At 73.3% G+C, this 17,331-nt stretch carries 15 protein-coding genes; 9 read left to right on the plus strand and 6 right to left on the minus strand.

The window, feature by feature from the left end; all coding sequences use genetic code 11:
- Positions 1–87 precede the first annotated feature (87 nt).
- Positions 88–588 carry a transcription elongation factor GreA gene (gene greA / locus O7598_RS25085; RefSeq protein ID WP_091060540.1) on the plus strand — a complete coding sequence of 167 codons (501 nt, stop codon included), beginning with the start codon at positions 88–90 and terminating at the stop codon, positions 586–588.
- Between the two features lie 133 nt (positions 589–721).
- Here greA and ilvA read toward each other — a convergent pair whose 3' ends face one another.
- The 5 genes from ilvA to O7598_RS25110 form a co-directional block, all read right to left on the minus strand.
- The gene (ilvA, locus tag O7598_RS25090; RefSeq protein ID WP_269693725.1) at positions 722–1,942 is read right to left on the minus strand and encodes a threonine ammonia-lyase; all 1,221 of its coding nucleotides are present in this window, start codon (positions 1,940–1,942) and stop codon (positions 722–724) included.
- Entirely contained in the window at positions 1,939–2,820 is an 882-nt protein-coding gene (locus O7598_RS25095) for a DUF4328 domain-containing protein (protein ID WP_269693726.1), read from the minus strand. Before O7598_RS25095 ends, ilvA begins: the two co-directional genes overlap by 4 nt.
- A gap of 51 nt (positions 2,821–2,871) precedes the next feature.
- Entirely contained in the window at positions 2,872–4,284 is a 1,413-nt protein-coding gene (locus O7598_RS25100; RefSeq protein WP_269693727.1) for an amidase, read from the minus strand.
- Between the two features lie 17 nt (positions 4,285–4,301).
- Positions 4,302–5,444 (minus strand): cystathionine gamma-synthase, encoded by a 1,143-nt coding sequence (locus O7598_RS25105; RefSeq protein WP_269693728.1) that lies wholly within the window; start codon positions 5,442–5,444, stop codon positions 4,302–4,304.
- Between the two features lie 96 nt (positions 5,445–5,540).
- Positions 5,541–6,596: a YncE family protein gene (locus O7598_RS25110; RefSeq protein WP_269693729.1), complete on the minus strand. Its 1,056-nt coding sequence runs from the start codon at positions 6,594–6,596 to the stop codon at positions 5,541–5,543.
- A 218-nt stretch (positions 6,597–6,814) separates the two neighbouring features.
- Here O7598_RS25110 and O7598_RS25115 point away from each other — a divergent pair, with 218 nt between their 5' ends.
- The 8 genes from O7598_RS25115 to O7598_RS25150 all read left to right on the plus strand — a co-directional run bounded on the left by O7598_RS25115 (position 6,815) and on the right by O7598_RS25150 (position 15,847).
- Positions 6,815–7,231 (plus strand): HIT family protein, encoded by a 417-nt coding sequence (locus tag O7598_RS25115; protein ID WP_269693730.1) that lies wholly within the window; start codon positions 6,815–6,817, stop codon positions 7,229–7,231.
- Positions 7,232–7,404: 173 nt separating this feature from the next.
- A complete protein-coding gene (gene msrA, locus O7598_RS25120) occupies positions 7,405–8,067 on the plus strand; it encodes a peptide-methionine (S)-S-oxide reductase MsrA (RefSeq protein WP_269693731.1) in 663 nt (220 codons plus the stop codon).
- Between the two features lie 192 nt (positions 8,068–8,259).
- A complete protein-coding gene (locus tag O7598_RS25125; RefSeq protein WP_269693732.1) occupies positions 8,260–10,050 on the plus strand; it encodes an N-acetylglutaminylglutamine amidotransferase in 1,791 nt (596 codons plus the stop codon).
- Positions 10,051–10,052: 2 nt separating this feature from the next.
- Positions 10,053–11,882: an N-acetylglutaminylglutamine synthetase gene (gene ngg, locus O7598_RS25130; protein WP_269693733.1), complete on the plus strand. Its 1,830-nt coding sequence runs from the start codon at positions 10,053–10,055 to the stop codon at positions 11,880–11,882.
- Positions 11,879–13,063 carry an osmoprotectant NAGGN system M42 family peptidase gene (locus O7598_RS25135; RefSeq protein ID WP_269693734.1) on the plus strand — a complete coding sequence of 395 codons (1,185 nt, stop codon included), beginning with the start codon at positions 11,879–11,881 and terminating at the stop codon, positions 13,061–13,063. The genes ngg and O7598_RS25135 overlap by 4 nt, the downstream gene beginning before the upstream one ends.
- Positions 13,064–13,345: 282 nt before the next feature.
- Entirely contained in the window at positions 13,346–14,275 is a 930-nt protein-coding gene (locus O7598_RS25140) for a ribonuclease Z (protein WP_269693735.1), read from the plus strand.
- On the plus strand, positions 14,272–14,781 hold the full coding sequence (locus O7598_RS25145) for a GNAT family N-acetyltransferase (protein WP_269693736.1): 510 nt from the start codon (positions 14,272–14,274) through the stop codon (positions 14,779–14,781). The genes O7598_RS25140 and O7598_RS25145 overlap by 4 nt, the downstream gene beginning before the upstream one ends.
- Before the next feature lie 115 nt (positions 14,782–14,896).
- Positions 14,897–15,847, plus strand: a complete 951-nt coding sequence (locus tag O7598_RS25150; protein ID WP_269693737.1) for a S1C family serine protease — start codon at positions 14,897–14,899, stop codon at positions 15,845–15,847.
- 52 nt (positions 15,848–15,899) lie between these two features.
- On the opposite strand, the gene O7598_RS25155 is transcribed toward O7598_RS25150, so the two are convergent.
- On the minus strand, positions 15,900–17,270 hold the full coding sequence (locus O7598_RS25155) for a cystathionine beta-synthase (protein ID WP_181571729.1): 1,371 nt from the start codon (positions 17,268–17,270) through the stop codon (positions 15,900–15,902).
- Positions 17,271–17,331: the final 61 nt, after the last annotated feature.

Consider the following 17,331-nt stretch of genomic DNA (forward strand, 5'->3'; position numbering starts at 1 on the left):
GTGATCGACCACACTCCGACGGGTGCGGCACTGGTAACTTGGTGGTTTCACCTGTCAGCCAGTCCGCACCAACCGAGGAGATCGCCTGTGTCCACAAACGGAAACGAGGCGCCCGCCACCTGGCTGTCCCAGGACGCTCACGACCGCCTGCAGGCCGAGCTCGACGAGCTGATCGCCAACCGGCCGGTCATCGCCGCCGAGATCAACGCCCGGCGCGAGGAGGGCGACCTGCGGGAGAACGGTGGTTACCACGCCGCCCGCGAGGAGCAGGGCAAGGCCGAGGGGCGCATCCTCTACCTCAAGGAGCTGCTGCGCACCGCCAAGGTCGGTGAGGCGCCGGACGCCGACGCGGTGTCGCCCGGCATGGTCGTGACGATCTACTTCGACGACGACGCCGACGACACCGAGACGTTCCTGCTCGGCTCCCGTGAGATCGCCTCCACCACCGACCTCACCGTCTACAGCCCCGAGTCCGCGCTCGGCAAGGCGATCCTCGGCGGCAAGTCCGGCCAGACCTGCACCTACACCGCGCCGAGCGGCGCCGACATCAAGGTGACGGTGGTCTCCTTCGAGCCCTACTCGGGCTGACCCGCCGGCGGACCCGCGCCGGCCGGCTCGGGTCCGACCCGACCGAGGCTGACAGGCTCCTCGGCCCGAGCCACACATCGCCGAACGCCCCGACCGGATCATCCGGCCGGGGCGTTCGCGGTTCCGGGCGCGCTCACCCCTCGCCCGCGAAGACCACCTGGTAGCCGCTGGCGCGCAACGCGCTGATCAACGTGTCCGAGTGCTCCACCCCGCGGGTCTCCACGGAGAGCGCCACCTCCACCTCGCCGAGCCGCAGGTGCGGGTTGGCGCGCTGGTGCACCACGTCCACCACGTTGGCCCGGTGCTCGGCGATCTCGCTGAGCAGCGAGGCGAGCTGACCGGGGCGGTCGGTGCAGCGCACCGTGACCCGCAGGAATCGCCCGGCCGCCGCCAGGCCGTGCTCGATCACCCGGAGCATCAGCAGCGGGTCGATGTTGCCGCCGGAGAGCACCGCGACCGTCGGTGTGGTCACCTCCACGGCACCGGCCATCAGCGCCGCCACGCCGACCGCGCCGGCCGGCTCCACCACCTGCTTGCCGCGCTCCAGCAGCATCAGCAGCGCCCGGGAGATGTCCTCCTCGGAGACCGTGACGACGTCGTCGACCAGCTTGCGGACGTGGGTGAACGTCAGCTCGCCGGGACGGCCGACGGCGATGCCGTCGGCGATCGTGGCGAAGGAGGGCAGCCGGACCGGCTCGCCGGCCCGCAGCGAGGGCGGGAAGGCGGCGGCGCTGGCCGCCTGCACCCCGATGACGCGGACGTCGGGCCGCAGCGCCTTGGCCGCCACCGCCATCCCCGAGACCAGCCCGCCGCCACCGACCCCCGTCACGATGGTGCGCACCTCCGGGCACTGTTCGAGGATCTCCAGCGCCACCGTGCCCTGGCCGGCGATGACGTCCGGGTGGTCGAACGGGTGGATGAAGACCGCGCCGGTCCGCTCCGCGAAGGTCTGCGCCGCGACCAGCGACTCGTCCACCGTGTTGCCGACCAGCTCGATCCGGGCGCCGTACCCCTTGGTCGCGGCGACCTTCGGCAGCGGCGCGTTGACCGGCATGAAGACGGTGGCGTGCGCGCCGACCAGGCCGGCGGCGAGCGCCACGCCCTGGGCGTGGTTGCCGGCGCTCGCCGCCACCACGCCGCGCGCCCGCTCCTCCGCGGAGAGCCGGGAGATCCGCACGTACGCGCCGCGCACCTTGTACGACCCGGCGCGCTGCACGTTCTCGCACTTGAGCCAGACCGGCCCGCCGAGCGCGGCGCTGAGTGGCCGGGAGGGCTCCAGCGGGGTGGTGCGGGTGACGCCGGCGAGCAGCTCCCGCGCGGCCTGAACGTCGGCGAGGCCGACCATCTCCGTCATGCCCCGATCGTGCCACCCACCCCCGGCGGAACCTGCGCCGACGTCGCCGACGGCCCTCCGGACGCGGGCCAGCCGGGATGCCCGCCGGGCCAGCCGGGGTAGCCGCCGGGCCAGGCGGGTACGGCCCGGGCGAGGCGGTCCTGCTGGGCGGCGGAGATCCGGCGGACCAGCACGACGAACGCCGCCGCGGCGACGAGGCAGGCCACCGCCGGCACCAGGCGCGGCAGGAGCGCCCTCTGGTAGAAGTCGACGTAGGTGGCGAACTCCTCGTCGTTGCGCGGGAACTCGGTCAACCGTTCGTAGCGGCCCTCCTCCAGCCGCGCGACCACCCGCTCACCGATCGAGAAGACCAGCCAGGCCGACCACCAGAGCACGACGAGCCCCGGCGTACGCCGGCGCCACAGGCTGAGCCGGGCCACCTCGGACACCACCCGGGCGGGCACGACGAAGTTGGCGAACGGCACCAGCCACCCGGCGATCGCCCAGGCGGGGCTCTGGGTCGGCGCGGCGCCACCGAACGCGTCCAGGTTCTTGCGCACCCGCCAGGTCCAGATCACCACCAGCGTCGCGGCGACCAGCAGGGCCACGATGAACGGCAGGGTGACCAGGACCTCCGCCAGCACCGCGCCGAGCAGCACGTCCCGGTCGAGCTGCTCGGCCGCGGACCGGGCCAGGCGGACGCCCACCAGCGGGAACAGCGCGGAGAGCGTGAACAGCACGGCGGTCGCGCCGACCGCGACGCAGGCGGCCAGCCCCAGGCCCCGGACGGCGTACGTGGGCACGCCGGGCAGGACCGGGGGCTGGCCGTGGCGGGTGCCGCAGCGCTGGCACTCGTCGAAGGCGGGGGACGTGGCGTCTCCACAGGTCAGGCAGTGCATCGGGGACCGTCCGAGGGGGTGCGCGAAGGGGGGTGCGCACAACCTAGACGATCACGCGGCGGCGGGTGACCCCGTGCCGACCCGGGGATAGCCGGGGGCGTGCCGCGTCCACGGCGCCTGCATCTCGAACTGGCCGGCCACCCCGAGCAGCAGCAGCTCGGAGCCGGGCGGCCCGACGAACTGCACCCCGACCGGCAGCCCGTCCGGACGGCGGCCCACCGGCACCACGATCGACGGCAGGCCGGCGATGTTCCACGGCGCGGCGTACGGGGCGTACCTGATGTTCGTCCGCATGTTCGCCAGCCAGGACCGGCCGGACCAGCCGGCGGCCTCCGGCGGCGGCCCGGCCAGCGCCGGGGTGAGCAGCAGGTCGACCGAGTGGTCGTCGAAGAAGTGCACCGACCGCTCCCGCCAGGCGGCCCGGTCGGCCTCCCGCACGTACCCCCGGCGCTGCGCCCACTCGCCGAGCGCGACGTGCCGGCGGCTGCGCCGCTGGAGCTGGCGCGGCGCCACCCCGGCGGCGCGCACGTCGGCGGCGGCCGCCGCGAACCAGGTGGCGATGCCCTGGAGGCCGAGCCGGGTCGGATAGACCGGGTCGGTGGGTACGGTGTCGTGCCCGGCGGCGGCGAGCAGCCGGCCGGCGGCGGCGACCGCGTCACGGTTCGGCGCGTCCGGGGAGACGCCCTTCACCGGGGAACGCAGCGACACGCCCACCCGCAGCCGCGGCGGCGGGACCAGCTTGTCCGGCCGGCGCCCGGCCAGCACCGAGAAGCCGACCACCGCGTCGGCCACCGTGCCGGTCAGCACGCCGTGCTCGGTGAGGCCGAACCAGTCGTCCGCGCCGAGCTGGCAGGGCACCACGCCCCGGCCGGGCTTGAGCCCGACCAGGCCGCAGCAGGCCGCCGGGATGCGGATCGAGCCGAGGCCGTCGTTGCCGTGGGCCATCGGCACCATCCCGGCGGCCACCGCGGCGGCCGCGCCGCCGGAGGAACCGCCGGGGGTACGCGCCGGGTCCCACGGGTTGCGGGTCACCGCGGTGTCGTCGTCGGTGAGGGCCCACAGGCCCAGCTCCGGCATCCGGGTCACGCCGAGGATCACCGCGCCCGCGCCGCGCAGCCGCCGGACCACCTCGTGGTCGGCCTCCGCCACGTCGGTACGCATCGCCGCCGACCCGTTCCAGGTGGGCAGGCCGGCCACCGGCGTGTTCTCCTTGACCGCCACCGGCACCCCGGCGAGCGGCAGGTCGGCCAGTTCTTCCTGCTCGTCGACCTTCTCCGCCTCGGTGATCGCCTCGCCGCCGCGTACCGTGCGGAACGCGGCCAGCTCGGCGTCGACCCGGGACACGTGGTCGAGATGGTCGGCCACCACCTGGGTGGCGGAGACGTCGCCGCGGCGTACCGCGCGGGCGATCTGTTTCGCGGTCGCCCCGACCCAGGTCGTCGGCAAGATGTCCGGCACTGCCACCCTCCGTCGTCCAGCGGTCAGCCCAGTGCCTGCTCCAGATCCGCGAGCAGGTCGTCGACCGTCTCGATGCCGACAGACAGTCGCACGAGATCACCGGGAACTTCAAGCGGCGAGCCGGCAGCGCTCGCGTGTGTCATCCGGCCCGGGTGCTCGATCAGCGACTCGACGCCGCCGAGCGACTCGGCGAGCACGAACAGTCGGGCCCGGTTGCAGATCTCGACGGCGTGCTCCTCGCCGCCGGCCGCCCGGAACGAGATCATGCCGCCGAACCGGCGCATCTGCTTGGCGGCCACCTCGTGCCCCGGGTGCGACGGCAGGCCCGGGTAGATGACCTGGGCGACCTTCGCGTTGCCGTCCAGGTAGGCGGCGATCCGCTCGGCGTTGTCGCAGTGCCGGTCCATCCGTACCCCGAGGGTCTTGATGCCGCGCAGGGTGAGCCAGGCGTCGAACGGGCCGTTGATCGCGCCCATCGCGTTCTGGTGGTAGCGCAACTCCTCGCCGAGCGCCCGGTCCGCGGCGACCAGCGCGCCACCGACCACGTCGGAGTGCCCGCCGACGTACTTGGTGGTGGAGTGCACCACCACGTCCGCGCCGAACGCGATCGGCTGCTGGAGGTAGGGCGAGGCGAACGTGTTGTCGACCACCAGCAGCGCGCCGGCGTCGTGCGCCACGGCGGCCAGCGCGGCGATGTCGGCGATGCCGAGCAGCGGGTTGGTCGGCGTCTCCACCCAGACGATCCGGGTGGCGCCGGGCCGGATCGCGGCGCGGACCGCGTCCGGGTCGGAGACCTTCGCCGGGGTGTATTCGAGGCCCCAGCGCTCGGCCACCTTCGCGAACAGCCGGTAGGTGCCGCCGTACGCGTCGTCCGGGATGACCACGTGGTCGCCCGGCTTGCAGACGGTCCGCAGCAGCGTGTCCTCGGCGGCCAGGCCGCTGGCGAAGGCGAGCCCCACCGGGCCGCCCTCCAGCGCGGCCAGGCACTCCTGCAACGCGTCCCGGGTGGGGTTGCCGGAGCGGCTGTACTCGTATCCCTCGCGGGGCGCGCCGACGGCGTCCTGGGCGTAGGTGCTGGTCTGGTAGATCGGTGGGATCACCGCGCCGGTGCGGGCCTCGGGGTCCTGGCCGGCGTGGATGGCGAGTGTCTCGAAGCCGTGGCTCATGCCCGGAAGGCTAGTCCCTGCCCTTGCCGCAGGTGGGCGATGTCCCCACCGCCGTGACCCGCCCCGCTCCCGCCGGGGCGGGAGCGGGGCGGTGCGTCACGCCGCCGGCACCGGCAGCACGTGCAGGGTGGCCGGCACGGCACCGGTCCAGTCGGAGGTGATCGCGTAGAGGCGCGCACCGTTGGGCGCCCAGGCCAGGCCGCCGTCGACCAGGAGCCCACCCAGCTCGAACCGGGCCTGCTCGACCCCGCCGAGACCGAACACGAACACGTCGGGGTCGTAGTAGCCGTCCACGCCGGCGGCGACCCGGCCGCCGTCGCGGGTCAGCTCCACCGCGACGGGGTACGGGCCGGTCGGATACGTCGCCGACGGGGTGGTGATGTCGGCGAACGGGAACGCCAGCACCTCGTAGGGCGCCCCGGAGGCGGTGTAGACGGTGTCGCCGGCCGGGTTCAGCGCGATGTCGCCCAGGTTGCTGCCGAGCGCCGAGAACTCGTTGGTCCGCAGGAAGCTGAGCGCGCCGGCCGCACCGATGCCGTAGGCGTCGACCGACCCCGGGCTGAGGCTCTGCTGCCCGGCCAGCAGGACCGCGCGGTTCTGCGAGGCGGCGGTCAGCAGCGGCGCGCCGTAGTAGGTCTGCCGGGCCAGCCCGGTGGTCAGGGCGGCCGGCTGGCGGCCCAGGTCGAGTCGACCGATGTTGCCGTTCCAACTGCTGTCGCCGCATCCGTAGCCGAACCACAGGTAGCGGCCGGTCAGCGCGAGCGAGGAGGGGTTGCAGCCGGCCGCGCCGGTGTCGAAGCGGGCGAACTCGGTGAGCGTGCCGGTGTTGACCGCCGCGATCGCGCCGGCCGATGGCAACGCCACGTAGAGCGTCTGCCGGTCGGCGCTGAGCAGCAGGTCGGTCGGGCCGGGCAGGTTGGACACGGTGCCGAGCACGTCACCGTTCGCGGCGGTCACCACCACGTCGGTCGAGTTGCGGCCGCCGCTGACGAAGACCCGGTCACCGGCCGACACCACGTCGGCGGCGTCGGCGATCGGCAGGGGCACGGCCCGGGGCGTGGCCGCTGCCGAGGCGGGCGCGACGGGCGTGGTGGCGAGCAGAGCGCCGGTGAGCGCGGCGAGGGCCAGCGCGGAGCGTCTGTTGAGGCGCAAGGGGTGTTCCCTTCACGAGGGGGCGACCGTGACGACGGGCCACGGCCGGGGTGGGCTCCGGACCACCGCGCCCGGGGCCTCGACACGCGCTCGCGCGGCGACCGTCCCGCGGTCGCCGTCACTCGCCGGCACCGTCGCCCCCGAGCGTGCCGATCCAGACTCGTGAATGGGTACCACATCTGCGGGCGGCCGTGGGGGCGCGGAACTAGGCTGCCCGGATGAGCGGGTGCGTGTTCTGCGGCATCGTGGCCGGCGAAGTGCCGGCCTTCACCGTGACCGACGAGCCGGACGGGGTGGCGTTCCTGGACACCCGGCCGGTGTTCAAGGGACACGTGCTGGTGGTGCCCCGCACCCACCTGGTGGCGCTGACCGACCTGCCGGCCGACGCGCTGCCCGGCTACTTCCGGCTGGTGCAGCGGATCACGGCGGCGGTGGAGACCGGTCTGGGGCCCGGTGGAACGTTCGTGGCGATGAACAACAAGGTGTCCCAGTCCGTTCCGCACCTGCACACCCACGTGGTGCCCCGGACGAAGGGCGACGGGCTGCGCGGCTTCTTCTGGCCCCGCACCCGCTACGCCGACGATGCCGAGGCGGCCGGCTTCGCCGAGCGGATCTCCGCCGCGCTGGACGGCTGAGAGGCCAGAGGGGCTCGACTCAGGAAGCATCTACTTTGCTTCTCGCGCCCACTCCGACGACTGCCGGTCGGCCTACCGGCGCGGTCGACCCGCCTGACGGTTGCCCGAACGGGTAAGGAACCGGGGACCGGCGCTGTTGCACACGCTGGGAAAGCCACGAGAGGAGTCCCACCGTGTTCCTCCGCCGCATGAAGGCCGAGATGATCTCTCCTGACCAGGCACTGCCGGGCCGCCCGCTCGCCATGCCGATCGCCGACCGGCACGAGGTGCTGCCGTCGTCGCTGAAGGGCCCGTTCCCCGAGGGCGCGCAGGTCGCCGTCTTCGGTATGGGCTGCTTCTGGGGCGCCGAGCGCCTGTTCTGGACCCTGCCCGGCGTGCTCACCACGTCCGCCGGCTACGCGGGTGGTTTCACCACCAACCCGACGTACGAGGAGGTCTGCTCCGGCATGACCGGGCACGCCGAGGTGGTCCAGGTGGTCTACGACCCGTCGAAGATCGCCTACGAGGACCTGCTCAAGGTATTCTGGGAGAACCACGACCCGACCCAGGGCATGCGCCAGGGCAACGACGTGGGCACCCAGTACCGCTCGGCGATCTACACCACCACCGACGAGCAGCGCGCCGCGGCGGTGGCCTCGCGGGACGCGTTCGCGCCGATCGTGGCGCGCGCCGGCAAGGGTGAGATCACCACCGAGATCGCCCCGCTGGGCGACTACTACTTCGCCGAGGACTACCACCAGCAGTACCTCGCCCCGACGAAGAACCCGAACGGCTACTGCAACCACGGGCCGAACGGGCTGAGCTGCCCGGTAGGCGTCGCCCGCACCGGAAGCTGACCCGGCGAACCGGGCCTGCGGTGTTCGTCACACCGTGGGCCCGGCGCATTTCCGGCATCCGTCACCGGGCGGGCAGGAAGCGGAGGCGTGACGGGCGACCACCCTCGGTGACGGCGCACTGTAGCAAGGTGTCACACGTTCGTCATCGTCTCAACAGGCGAACTGCAACAAGCTCTGGCAGCATTGTCTCGCATGTGCGGACTTGCGGGAGAGTTCCGCCGTGACGGTTCACGCGCCGACGTCTCGGCCGTGGAGCGGATGGCGGCCACGATGAGTGACCGAGGGCCCGACGACAGCGGCGTCTGGTCGCAGGGCCCGACCGCGCTGGGACACCGGCGCCTCAAGATCATCGACTTGTCCGCAGCGAGCGGCCAACCGATCGTCGATGCCGCCGCGGGCCTCACCGGGGTCTTCAACGGCTGCATCTACAACTACCGCGAACTGCGCGCCGAACTGCAGGCCAAGGGCCACCGCTTCTTCTCCTCCGGGGACAGCGAGGTCGTGGTCAAGGCGTACGCCGAGTGGGGGCTCGACTTCGTCGACCACCTGATCGGCATGTTCGCGGTGGCGATCAGCGAGCGGGACACCGGCCGCCTGGTGCTGGCCCGCGACCGCCTCGGCATCAAGCCGCTCTACCTGGCCGAGAGCCCCGGCGTGGTGCGCTTCGCCTCGACCCTGCCGGCGCTGCTGGCCGGCGGCGGCGTCGACACCACCATCGACCCGGTGGCCCTCGCCCACTACCTGAGCTTCCACAGCATCGTGCCGCCGCCGCGGACCATCCTGCGCGGCGTGGCCAAGCTGCCGCCGGCCACGGTCAGGGTGTACGAGGCGGACGGCACCACCCGGGAGCGGGTCTACTGGGACCCGTCGTTCGGCCGGGCCGACGAGCGGGCCGGCTGGTCCGAGCGCGACTGGCAGGACGCGCTGCTCGACTCGCTGACCACCGCCGTGCGCCGCCGCATGGTGGCCGACGTGCCGGTGGGCGTGCTGCTCTCCGGCGGCCTCGACTCCAGCCTGGTGGTCGCGCTGCTGGCCGGCGAGGGGCAGGGCCGCTCCGGCCTGGGCACGTTCTCCATCGGCTTCGACGCGGTGGGCGGCCGGGAGGGCGACGAGTTCGTCTACTCCGACCTGGTGGCGAAGACGTTCGACACCGACCACCACCAGATCCGGGTGCCCACCGGCGACCTGCTGCCGCCGCTGGAGGCCGCCGTCGCGGCCATGAGCGAACCCATGGTCAGCCACGACTGCGTGGCGTTCTGGCTGCTCAGCCAGGAGGTTGCCCGGCACGTGAAGGTGGTCCAGTCCGGCCAGGGCGCGGACGAGATCCTGGGCGGCTACCACTGGTACCCGCCGCTGGCCGGGGTGGACCGGGAGCAGGCGCTCGACACGTACGCCAAGGCGTTCTTCGACCGCGACGCGGCCGGACTGGCCCGGGTGCTCAACCCCGACTGGCTGGCCGACGGCGACCCGGCGCGCGAGTTCGTCGCCGCCCACCTGGGCCGGCCCGGTGCGCAGACCGCTGTCGACGCCGGCCTGCGGATCGACACCCAGGTCATGCTGACCGACGACCCGGTGAAGCGGGTCGACAACATGACCATGGCGCACGGGCTGGAGGCCCGGGTGCCGTTCCTCGACCACGAGTTCGTCGAGCTGGCCGCGAGCTGCCCGCCGGAGCTGAAGCTGGCCCAGGGCGGCAAGGGTGTGCTCAAGGAGATCGGCCGGCGGGTGCTGCCGCACGAGGTCATCGACCGGCCCAAGGGCTACTTCCCGGTGCCCGGCCTCACCCACCTGGAGGGCAAGCTCCTCGACCGGGTACGCGACGCGCTCAGCGCCCCGGAGGCGCGCCGCCGCGACCTGTTCCGCGCCGACTACGTCGACGCGCTGCTCGCCGACCCGAATGCCGAACTGACCCCGTTGAACGGAAACAAGCTGTGGCAACTGGGACTCCTGGAAATGTGGCTCCAGAGCCACGGAATCGACTGACGATGACCGACACCCTCGCCACCGGCACGGCACGTACCGACCGGGAACGGGTGCTGGGCCGGCGCCGGGAACGCACCGGCCCGGGCGGCGACCCGGTCGCGCCGGAGCCGCGCCGCCCGGATCCCGAGCCCGCCGACGCCTCCGGTGTCGTGCTGGACTGCGGTTGGGGCCGGCTGGTCTTCGGGCAGACCTACGCCGACCAGGTGCACGTGGCCGACGTGCTGCGCTCCGAGGCCAACGGCGCCCGGGACATCTGCATCTACCTGCGCGACCCGCACGTGCTGGTGTCCCGGCTGCCGGACGAGCTGTTCATCGACCCGTCGCTGACCTACCGGCTGCCGCTGGGCGAGCACCGGCCGGCCGCCACCGAGGGCGGTGAGATCCCCGGGCTGACCATCCGGGCGCTGCGCGACGCCGCCGACGCGGACGCGGTGAACCGGATCTACGCCCGCAACGGCATGGTCACCGCCCCGGTCGAGGTGCTGGTGGACAACGCCGGCACCGACCGGTTCCTGCACCTGGTCGCCGAGGACGTGACCGGCGAGGTGGTCGGCACCATCACCGGCGTGGACCACGTCGCGGTCTTCGACGACCCGGAGAACGGCGCCAGCCTCTGGTGCCTCACGGTGGACTTCAACACCGCGCCGCCCGGCACCGGCCAGGCGCTGCTCACCGCGCTCGCCGACCGGCTCGACGCGCGCGGCCGGGCGTACGTCGACCTGTCCGTGCTGGCCGAGAACTCGGGTGCGATCCGGCTCTACGAGCGGCTCGGCTTCCACCGCACCGGCACGCTCTGCGTGAAGCGGAAGAACCCGATCAACGAGCGGCTCTTCCTGCCCGCGATGCCGGCGGGCTACGACGAGCTGAACCCGTACGCGAAGATCGTCGCGGACGAGGCGATGCGGCGCGGCATCCGGGTGGAGGTGACCGACCCGCACTGGGGCGAGCTGAAGTTGACCAGCGGCGGCCGGACCATCCACACCCGCGAGTCGTTGTCCGAGCTGACCTCGGCGGTGGCGATGAGCCGCTGCGACGACAAGCGGGTGACCCGGCGCATCCTCACCGAGGCGGGGCTGTCCGTGCCGCGCGGGCGCACCGCCACCGGCGAGCCCGACGACCTGGCGTTCCTGACCGACGTGGGGCCGGTGGTGGTCAAGCCGGCGCGGGGCGAGCAGGGCAACGGGATCACCGTCGGGGTGCGGACGCCGGAGGCGCTGACCGCCGCCGTCGAGCTGGCCCGGCGCTTCTGCCCGGACGTGCTGATCGAGGAGCTGCGCGCGGGCGAGGACCTGCGGGTGGTGGTGATCGACCACGAGGTGGTGGCCGCCGCGGTCCGCCGGCCGGCCCAGATCACCGGCGACGGGGTGCACGACGTCACCGAGCTGATCGACCGGCAGAGCCGCCGCCGGGCCGCCGCCACCGGCGGCGAGTCCCGCATCCCGGTCGACGACATGACCCGCGAGGTGGTGGCCGAGGCCGGCTACCAGATGCACGACGTGTTGCCCGAGGGGCAGGTGCTGGCGGTCCGCCGGACGGCCAACCTGCACACCGGCGGCACCATCCACGACGTGACCGCCGAGCTGCACCCGGCGATCGCCGAGGCGTGCGTGACCGCCAGCCGGGCGCTCGACATCCCGGTCACCGGGCTGGACCTGCTGGTCCCCGCCCCGGACGCGCCGGAACACGTGTTCATCGAGGCCAACGAACGGCCGGGCCTGGCCAACCACGAGCCGCAGCCGACCGCCGAACGGTTCGTCGACCTGCTCTTCCCGGGCACGCGGGCACCGCAGCGACTCTGGTCGCCGGCCGGTGCGGCAGGCTCTGGGGCATGACCGCACGGAAACCCGAACCGCTCAAGCTCGACCTCGAATACCTGCGCCAGGTGCTGGTGGAACTGCTGGAGATCCCCAGCCCGTCCGGGCGTACCGACCACATCCAGCAGTACGTGGGCGAACGGCTCTCCGCGCTCGGGATCAGCTCCACGCTGACCCGGCGCGGGGCGCTGAGCGCCAGCCTGCCCGGCCCCCGGTCGACCGGGGCGGACCGGGCGGTGGTGGTGCACACCGACACCATCGGCGGCATGGTGAAGCGGCTCAAGGAGAACGGCCGGCTGGAGATCAACCCGATCGGCACGCACAGCGCCCGCTTCGCCGAGGGCGCCCACGTGCGGATCTTCACCGACGACCTGGACCGGGTGGTCACCGGCCAGATCCTTCCGCTGAAGGCGAGCGGGCACCGCTACAACGAGGCGGTCGACCTGCAGGGCGTCGGCTGGGAACTGGTCGAGGTCCGGGTCGACGAGCCGGTGACCGACGAGGCCGGCCTGCGGGCACTCGGCATCGACACCGGCGACTTCGTCGCGCTGCTGCCCAACCCGTCCATCACCCCCAGCGGGTACGTCAAGTCCCGGCACCTGGACGACAAGGCCGGCGTGGCCGCCGTGCTGACCGCGTTCAAGGCCATGGTCGACGCCGGCGTCACCCCGGCGGTCACCGCGCACCTGCTGGTCACCGTCACCGAGGAGATCGGCCACGGCGCCAGCCACGGTCTGGACCCGGACGTGGCGGAGATCGTCTCGGTGGACGCGGCGGTGGTCGCGCCCGGCCAGCAGTCCCGGGAGAACGCCGCCACGCTGGCCATGGGCGACGGCGTCGGGCCGTTCGACTACCACCTCACCCGCAACCTGGCCGCGATCGCCAAGGAGCACGGCGTCGACCTGGTCCGCGACGTCTTCGACTACTACCGCTCGGACGCGGCGTCGGCGGTCGAGGCCGGCGCGCACGCCCGGGTGGCGCTGCTCGGCTTCGGCGTGGACGCCACCCACGGCCACGAACGCACCCACCTGGACGGCCTGCACCAGCTCACCCAGCTGCTCTGCCTCTATCTGCAGAGCCCGCTGGTGTTCCCCGAGTGGGACGCCGAGCCGGAGGGCGACCTGGCCGACTTCCCGTCGCTGGCGGTGCAGCCGGCCCACGAGGACGGCCCGCGCGAGGGCCCGATCGGCGTGGAGTAGGCGTCTGTGATCGAAATCCGTTGCCGAGGCCGCCGGGAAGTGGATAGCGTGGCGGTACACGGGAAAGGAGGTGGTCCAGACTTGTATAGCAATCGGACTCGTGAGGTGGCTGTCCGCTAGCCGCTGTCCTCGACAGTGAAGAACGATCGTCGAGACCGTGTGGCAGCGGTGCGGCGAAACCACGACAGCCACCCGACCCCCGGGGTGCCGGCCCAGTCCAGCCGGCCCGCGCATGAGCGCGGAAGCCCCGGGGGTCGACCCTTTTCCGGGAGCGAGGACACCGTGTCGATGCGGGAGCTGGTCGTGCTCGGGACGGCCAGCCAGGCCCCGACCCGGCGGCGCAACCACAACGGCTACCTGCTGCGCTGGGACGACGAAGTGATCCTCTTCGACCCGGGTGAGGGCAGCCAGCGCCAGATGCTGCACACCGGCGTGACCGCCACCGACCTGACCCGGATCTGCGTCACCCACTTCCACGGCGACCACTGCCTCGGGCTGCCCGGCATGATCCAGCGGCTCTCCCTGGACCGGGTGCCACGCCCGGTGGCCGTGCACTTCCCGGCCGGCGGCGCCGAATACTTCGCCCGGCTGCGCCACGCCTCCAGCTTCCACGAGACCGCCGAGCTGGCCGTCGAGCCGATCCACGCCGACGGGCAGCGCATCACGCTGGGCATCGGCACGTTGGAGGCCCGCCGGCTGCGGCACCCCGTCGAGACGTACGGCTACCGCCTGGTCGAGCCGGACGGCTGCCGGCTGCTGCCGGAGCGGCTGTCCGCGTACGGCATCGCCGGTCCGGCGGTGGGGCAGTTGCTGCGCGAGGGTCACCTGGACCTCGACGGGCGTCGCGTCGACCGGGACCAGGTGAGCGTCACCCGACCGGGGCAGCGGTTCGCGTTCGTGATGGACACCGGGCTCTGCGACGGGGTGTACGCGCTGGCCGAGCACGCCGACCTGCTGGTCATCGAGTCGACGTTCCTGGCGTCGGAGGCCGCGCTCGCCGCCGAGGTCGGCCACCTCACCGCCGGCCAGGCCGCGCGGGTGGCGGCCGAGTCGGGGGTACGCACGCTGGTGCTCACCCACTTCTCCCAGCGGTACGCCGACCCGAGCCGGTTCCACGACGAGGCCCGGGAACACTTCGCCGGGGAACTGGTGATCGCCGAGGACCTGGAGACGGTGCCGGTGCCGCCCCGCCGGGTACCGTCGCCGGAGTGACCGTCTCCCTACGCCCCGCGACCGAGGCCGACCTGATGGCGGTCGGCGCCCTGCACCAGCGATCCCGGGTGGCGGCGTACTCGTCGTTCCTGCCGCCGGAGGCGCTGGCCGACCCCACCGAAGAGGCGATGGGCCGCTACTGGGTGGAGCGGCTGACCTGGGAGGGCGCCGACCACCGGATGACCGTGGCCGAGCGGGACGGGCGGCTGGTGGGCTTCAGCTACCTGGGCCCGGACGACGAGGGCGACCCGGCGACCGGCCTGCTCAACGCCATCCACCTGGACCCGGACGAGCGGGGCCGGGGCACCGGCCGGGCGCTCATGGTGGACGCGCTGGACGCGATGCGGGCCCGTGGCTGGACCCGGGCCGCGCTCTGGGTGCTGCACGACAACGCCTCCGCGCGGCGCTTCTACGAGCGCGGCGGCTGGCGCGCCACCGGCGAGCGGCGCACCGATCGCATCGGCACCGCCCTCGTCCCCCAGCTCCGCTACGCGCGTGCGGTGTAAGGAAGGGCCCCTTCTTAACGCATTCGGTAGAGGAGGGGCCCCCGCTTAACACCTCCGCCGTTCGCTCTCAGCGGATGCGGGCATGGGCGCGGACGGGTGCCGCGTTCTTGGCGACATGGACAGCGAGGACACCGGGCGGGCCGACGACGCCGCGCTCGACGCGTACTCCCGGGTGGTGACCGGCGTGGCGGCGAAGGTGCTGCCCGCGGTCGCGGCCCTGGCGGTGCGGACGCCGCGCGGCGCGGGCGCCGGCTCGGCCGTGGTGATCGACCCGGACGGGCTGCTGCTGACCAGCGCGCACGTCGTGCAGGGGGCGAACGGCGGCGTGGCCGCCTTTGGCGACGGCACCGAGACCCGGTTCCGGGTGGTCGGCGCGGACCCGCTGTCGGACCTGGCGGTGCTGCGCGCCGAGGAGGCCGGCGTGCCGCCGGTCGAGCTGGGCGACGCCGACCGGCTGCGGATCGGGCAACTGGTGGTCGCGGTCGGCAACCCGATGGGCCTCGCCGGGTCGGTCACCGCCGGCGTGGTCTCTGGGCTGGGCCGTTCGCTGCCGGCGCGCGACGGGCGGCTGGTCCGGCTGATCGAGGACGTCATCCAGACCGACGCCGCGCTCAACCCGGGCAACTCGGGCGGGGCGCTCGCCGACTCCGCCGGCCGCGTCGTGGGCGTGAACACCGCGGTCGCCGGGTACGGGCTGGGGCTGGCCGTGCCGGTCAACCCCACCACCCGGCAGATCGTCGCCGACCTGACCGCGCAGGGGCGGGTGCGGCGGGCGTGGCTGGGGGTGGCCGGCGCGCCGGTGCCGCTGCCGCCGGAGGTGACCGCGCGTACCGGCCAGCGGCGCGGGCTGCGGGTGGTGGAGGTGGTGCCGGGCAGCCCGGCCGGGGTGGCCGGGATCTACCTCGGCGACGTGATCGTCTCGGCGGGCGGGCGACCGGTGCGGGACGGGCAGAGCCTGCAACGGCTGATGCTCGGCCCGGCCATCGGTGCCCGGCTGCCGGTGACCCTGCTGCGCAAGGGGGCGTACGTCGACGTGGTGGCGGTCCCCACCGAGCTGGGCCGGTGAGAGGGGGCCCCTTCTCTACGCCAGGCGTTAAGAAGGGGCCCTTCCTTACATCTCAGTGGGCGCCGAGGTGGGCGAGCAGGTCCTGGCGCGTGAGCACGCCCTTCGGCTTGCCGTCGACGAGCACCAGCGCCGCGTCGGCCTTCTCCAGCAGCCCGACCGCCTCGCTGACCGGCTGCCCGCCGCCGATCATCGGCAGCGGCTCGCCCATGTGCCGCTCGATCGTGTCGTGCAGGTGGGCCTGGCCGGTGAAGAGCGCGTCGAGCAGGTCGCGCTCGGCGATCGAACCGGCCACCTCGCCGGTCACCACCGGCGGCTCGGCCTTGAGCACCGGGAGCTGGGAGACGCCGTACTCCCGCATGTAGTCGATGGCGTCGCGGACCGTCTCGGTCGGGTGCACGTGCACCAGCTCGGGCAGGCCACCCGGCTTGCCGGCCAGCGCGTCGGCCACGGTCGGCTCGGTGCCCGAGTCGTCCAGGAAGCCGTAGCGGGCCATCCACTTGTCGTTGAAGATCTTGGACAGGTAGCCCCGGCCGCCGTCCGGCAGCAGCACCACGATGACGTCGTCCGGGCCGGCCTTGCGGGCCACCTCCAGCGCGCCCACCACGGCCATGCCGCAGGAACCGCCGACCAGCAGCCCTTCCTCGCGGGCCAGCCGGCGGGTCATCTCGAAGGACTGCTTGTCGGACACCTCGACGATCTCGTCGGCGACCGAGCGGTCGTACGTCGTCGGCCAGAAGTCCTCGCCGACGCCCTCGACCAGGTAGGGCCGGCCGGTGCCGCCGGAGTAGACCGAGCCCTCCGGGTCCGCGCCGACGACCTTGACCCGGCCCTCGGACGCCTCCTTCAGGTAGCGGCCGATGCCGGAGATGGTGCCCCCGGTGCCGACGCCGGTGACGAAGTGGGTGATCTTCCCCTCGGTCTGCCGCCACAGCTCCGGGCCGGTGGTCTCGTAGTGCGAGCGCGGGTTGGCCGGGTTGCTGTACTGGTCGGGCTTCCACGCGCCGGGGATCTCCCGGGCCAGCCGGTCGGAGACGTTGTAATAGGAGCGCGGGTCCTCCGGCGCGACGGCGGTCGGGCAGACCACCACCTCGGCGCCGTACGCCCGCAGCACGTCCTGCTTGTCCTGGCTGACCTTGTCGGGGCAGACGAAGACGCAGCGGTAGCCCTTCAGCTGGGCCACCAGGGCCAACCCGACGCCGGTGTTGCCGCTGGTCGGCTCCACGATCGTGCCGCCGGGGCCGAGGATGCCCGCCTTCTCGGCGTCCTCCACCATGCGCAGCGCGATCCGGTCCTTGACCGAGCCGCCGGGGTTGACGTATTCCACCTTCGCCAGCACGGTCGCCTGGATGCCCTCGGTGACGTTGCGCAGGCGGACCAGCGGGGTGTTGCCGATCAGCTCGACGACGTTGTCGTAGTACTGCACCTCGTTGTGCCCTTCGTCGCGCCGCCGTCGTGGGGCGGCCGGTCAGCCGGTTTCGCCGCCC

It is taken from the genome of Micromonospora sp. WMMC241 (assembly GCF_027460165.1).
GTDB classification, from domain to species: Bacteria; Actinomycetota; Actinomycetes; order Mycobacteriales; family Micromonosporaceae; genus Micromonospora; species Micromonospora humi.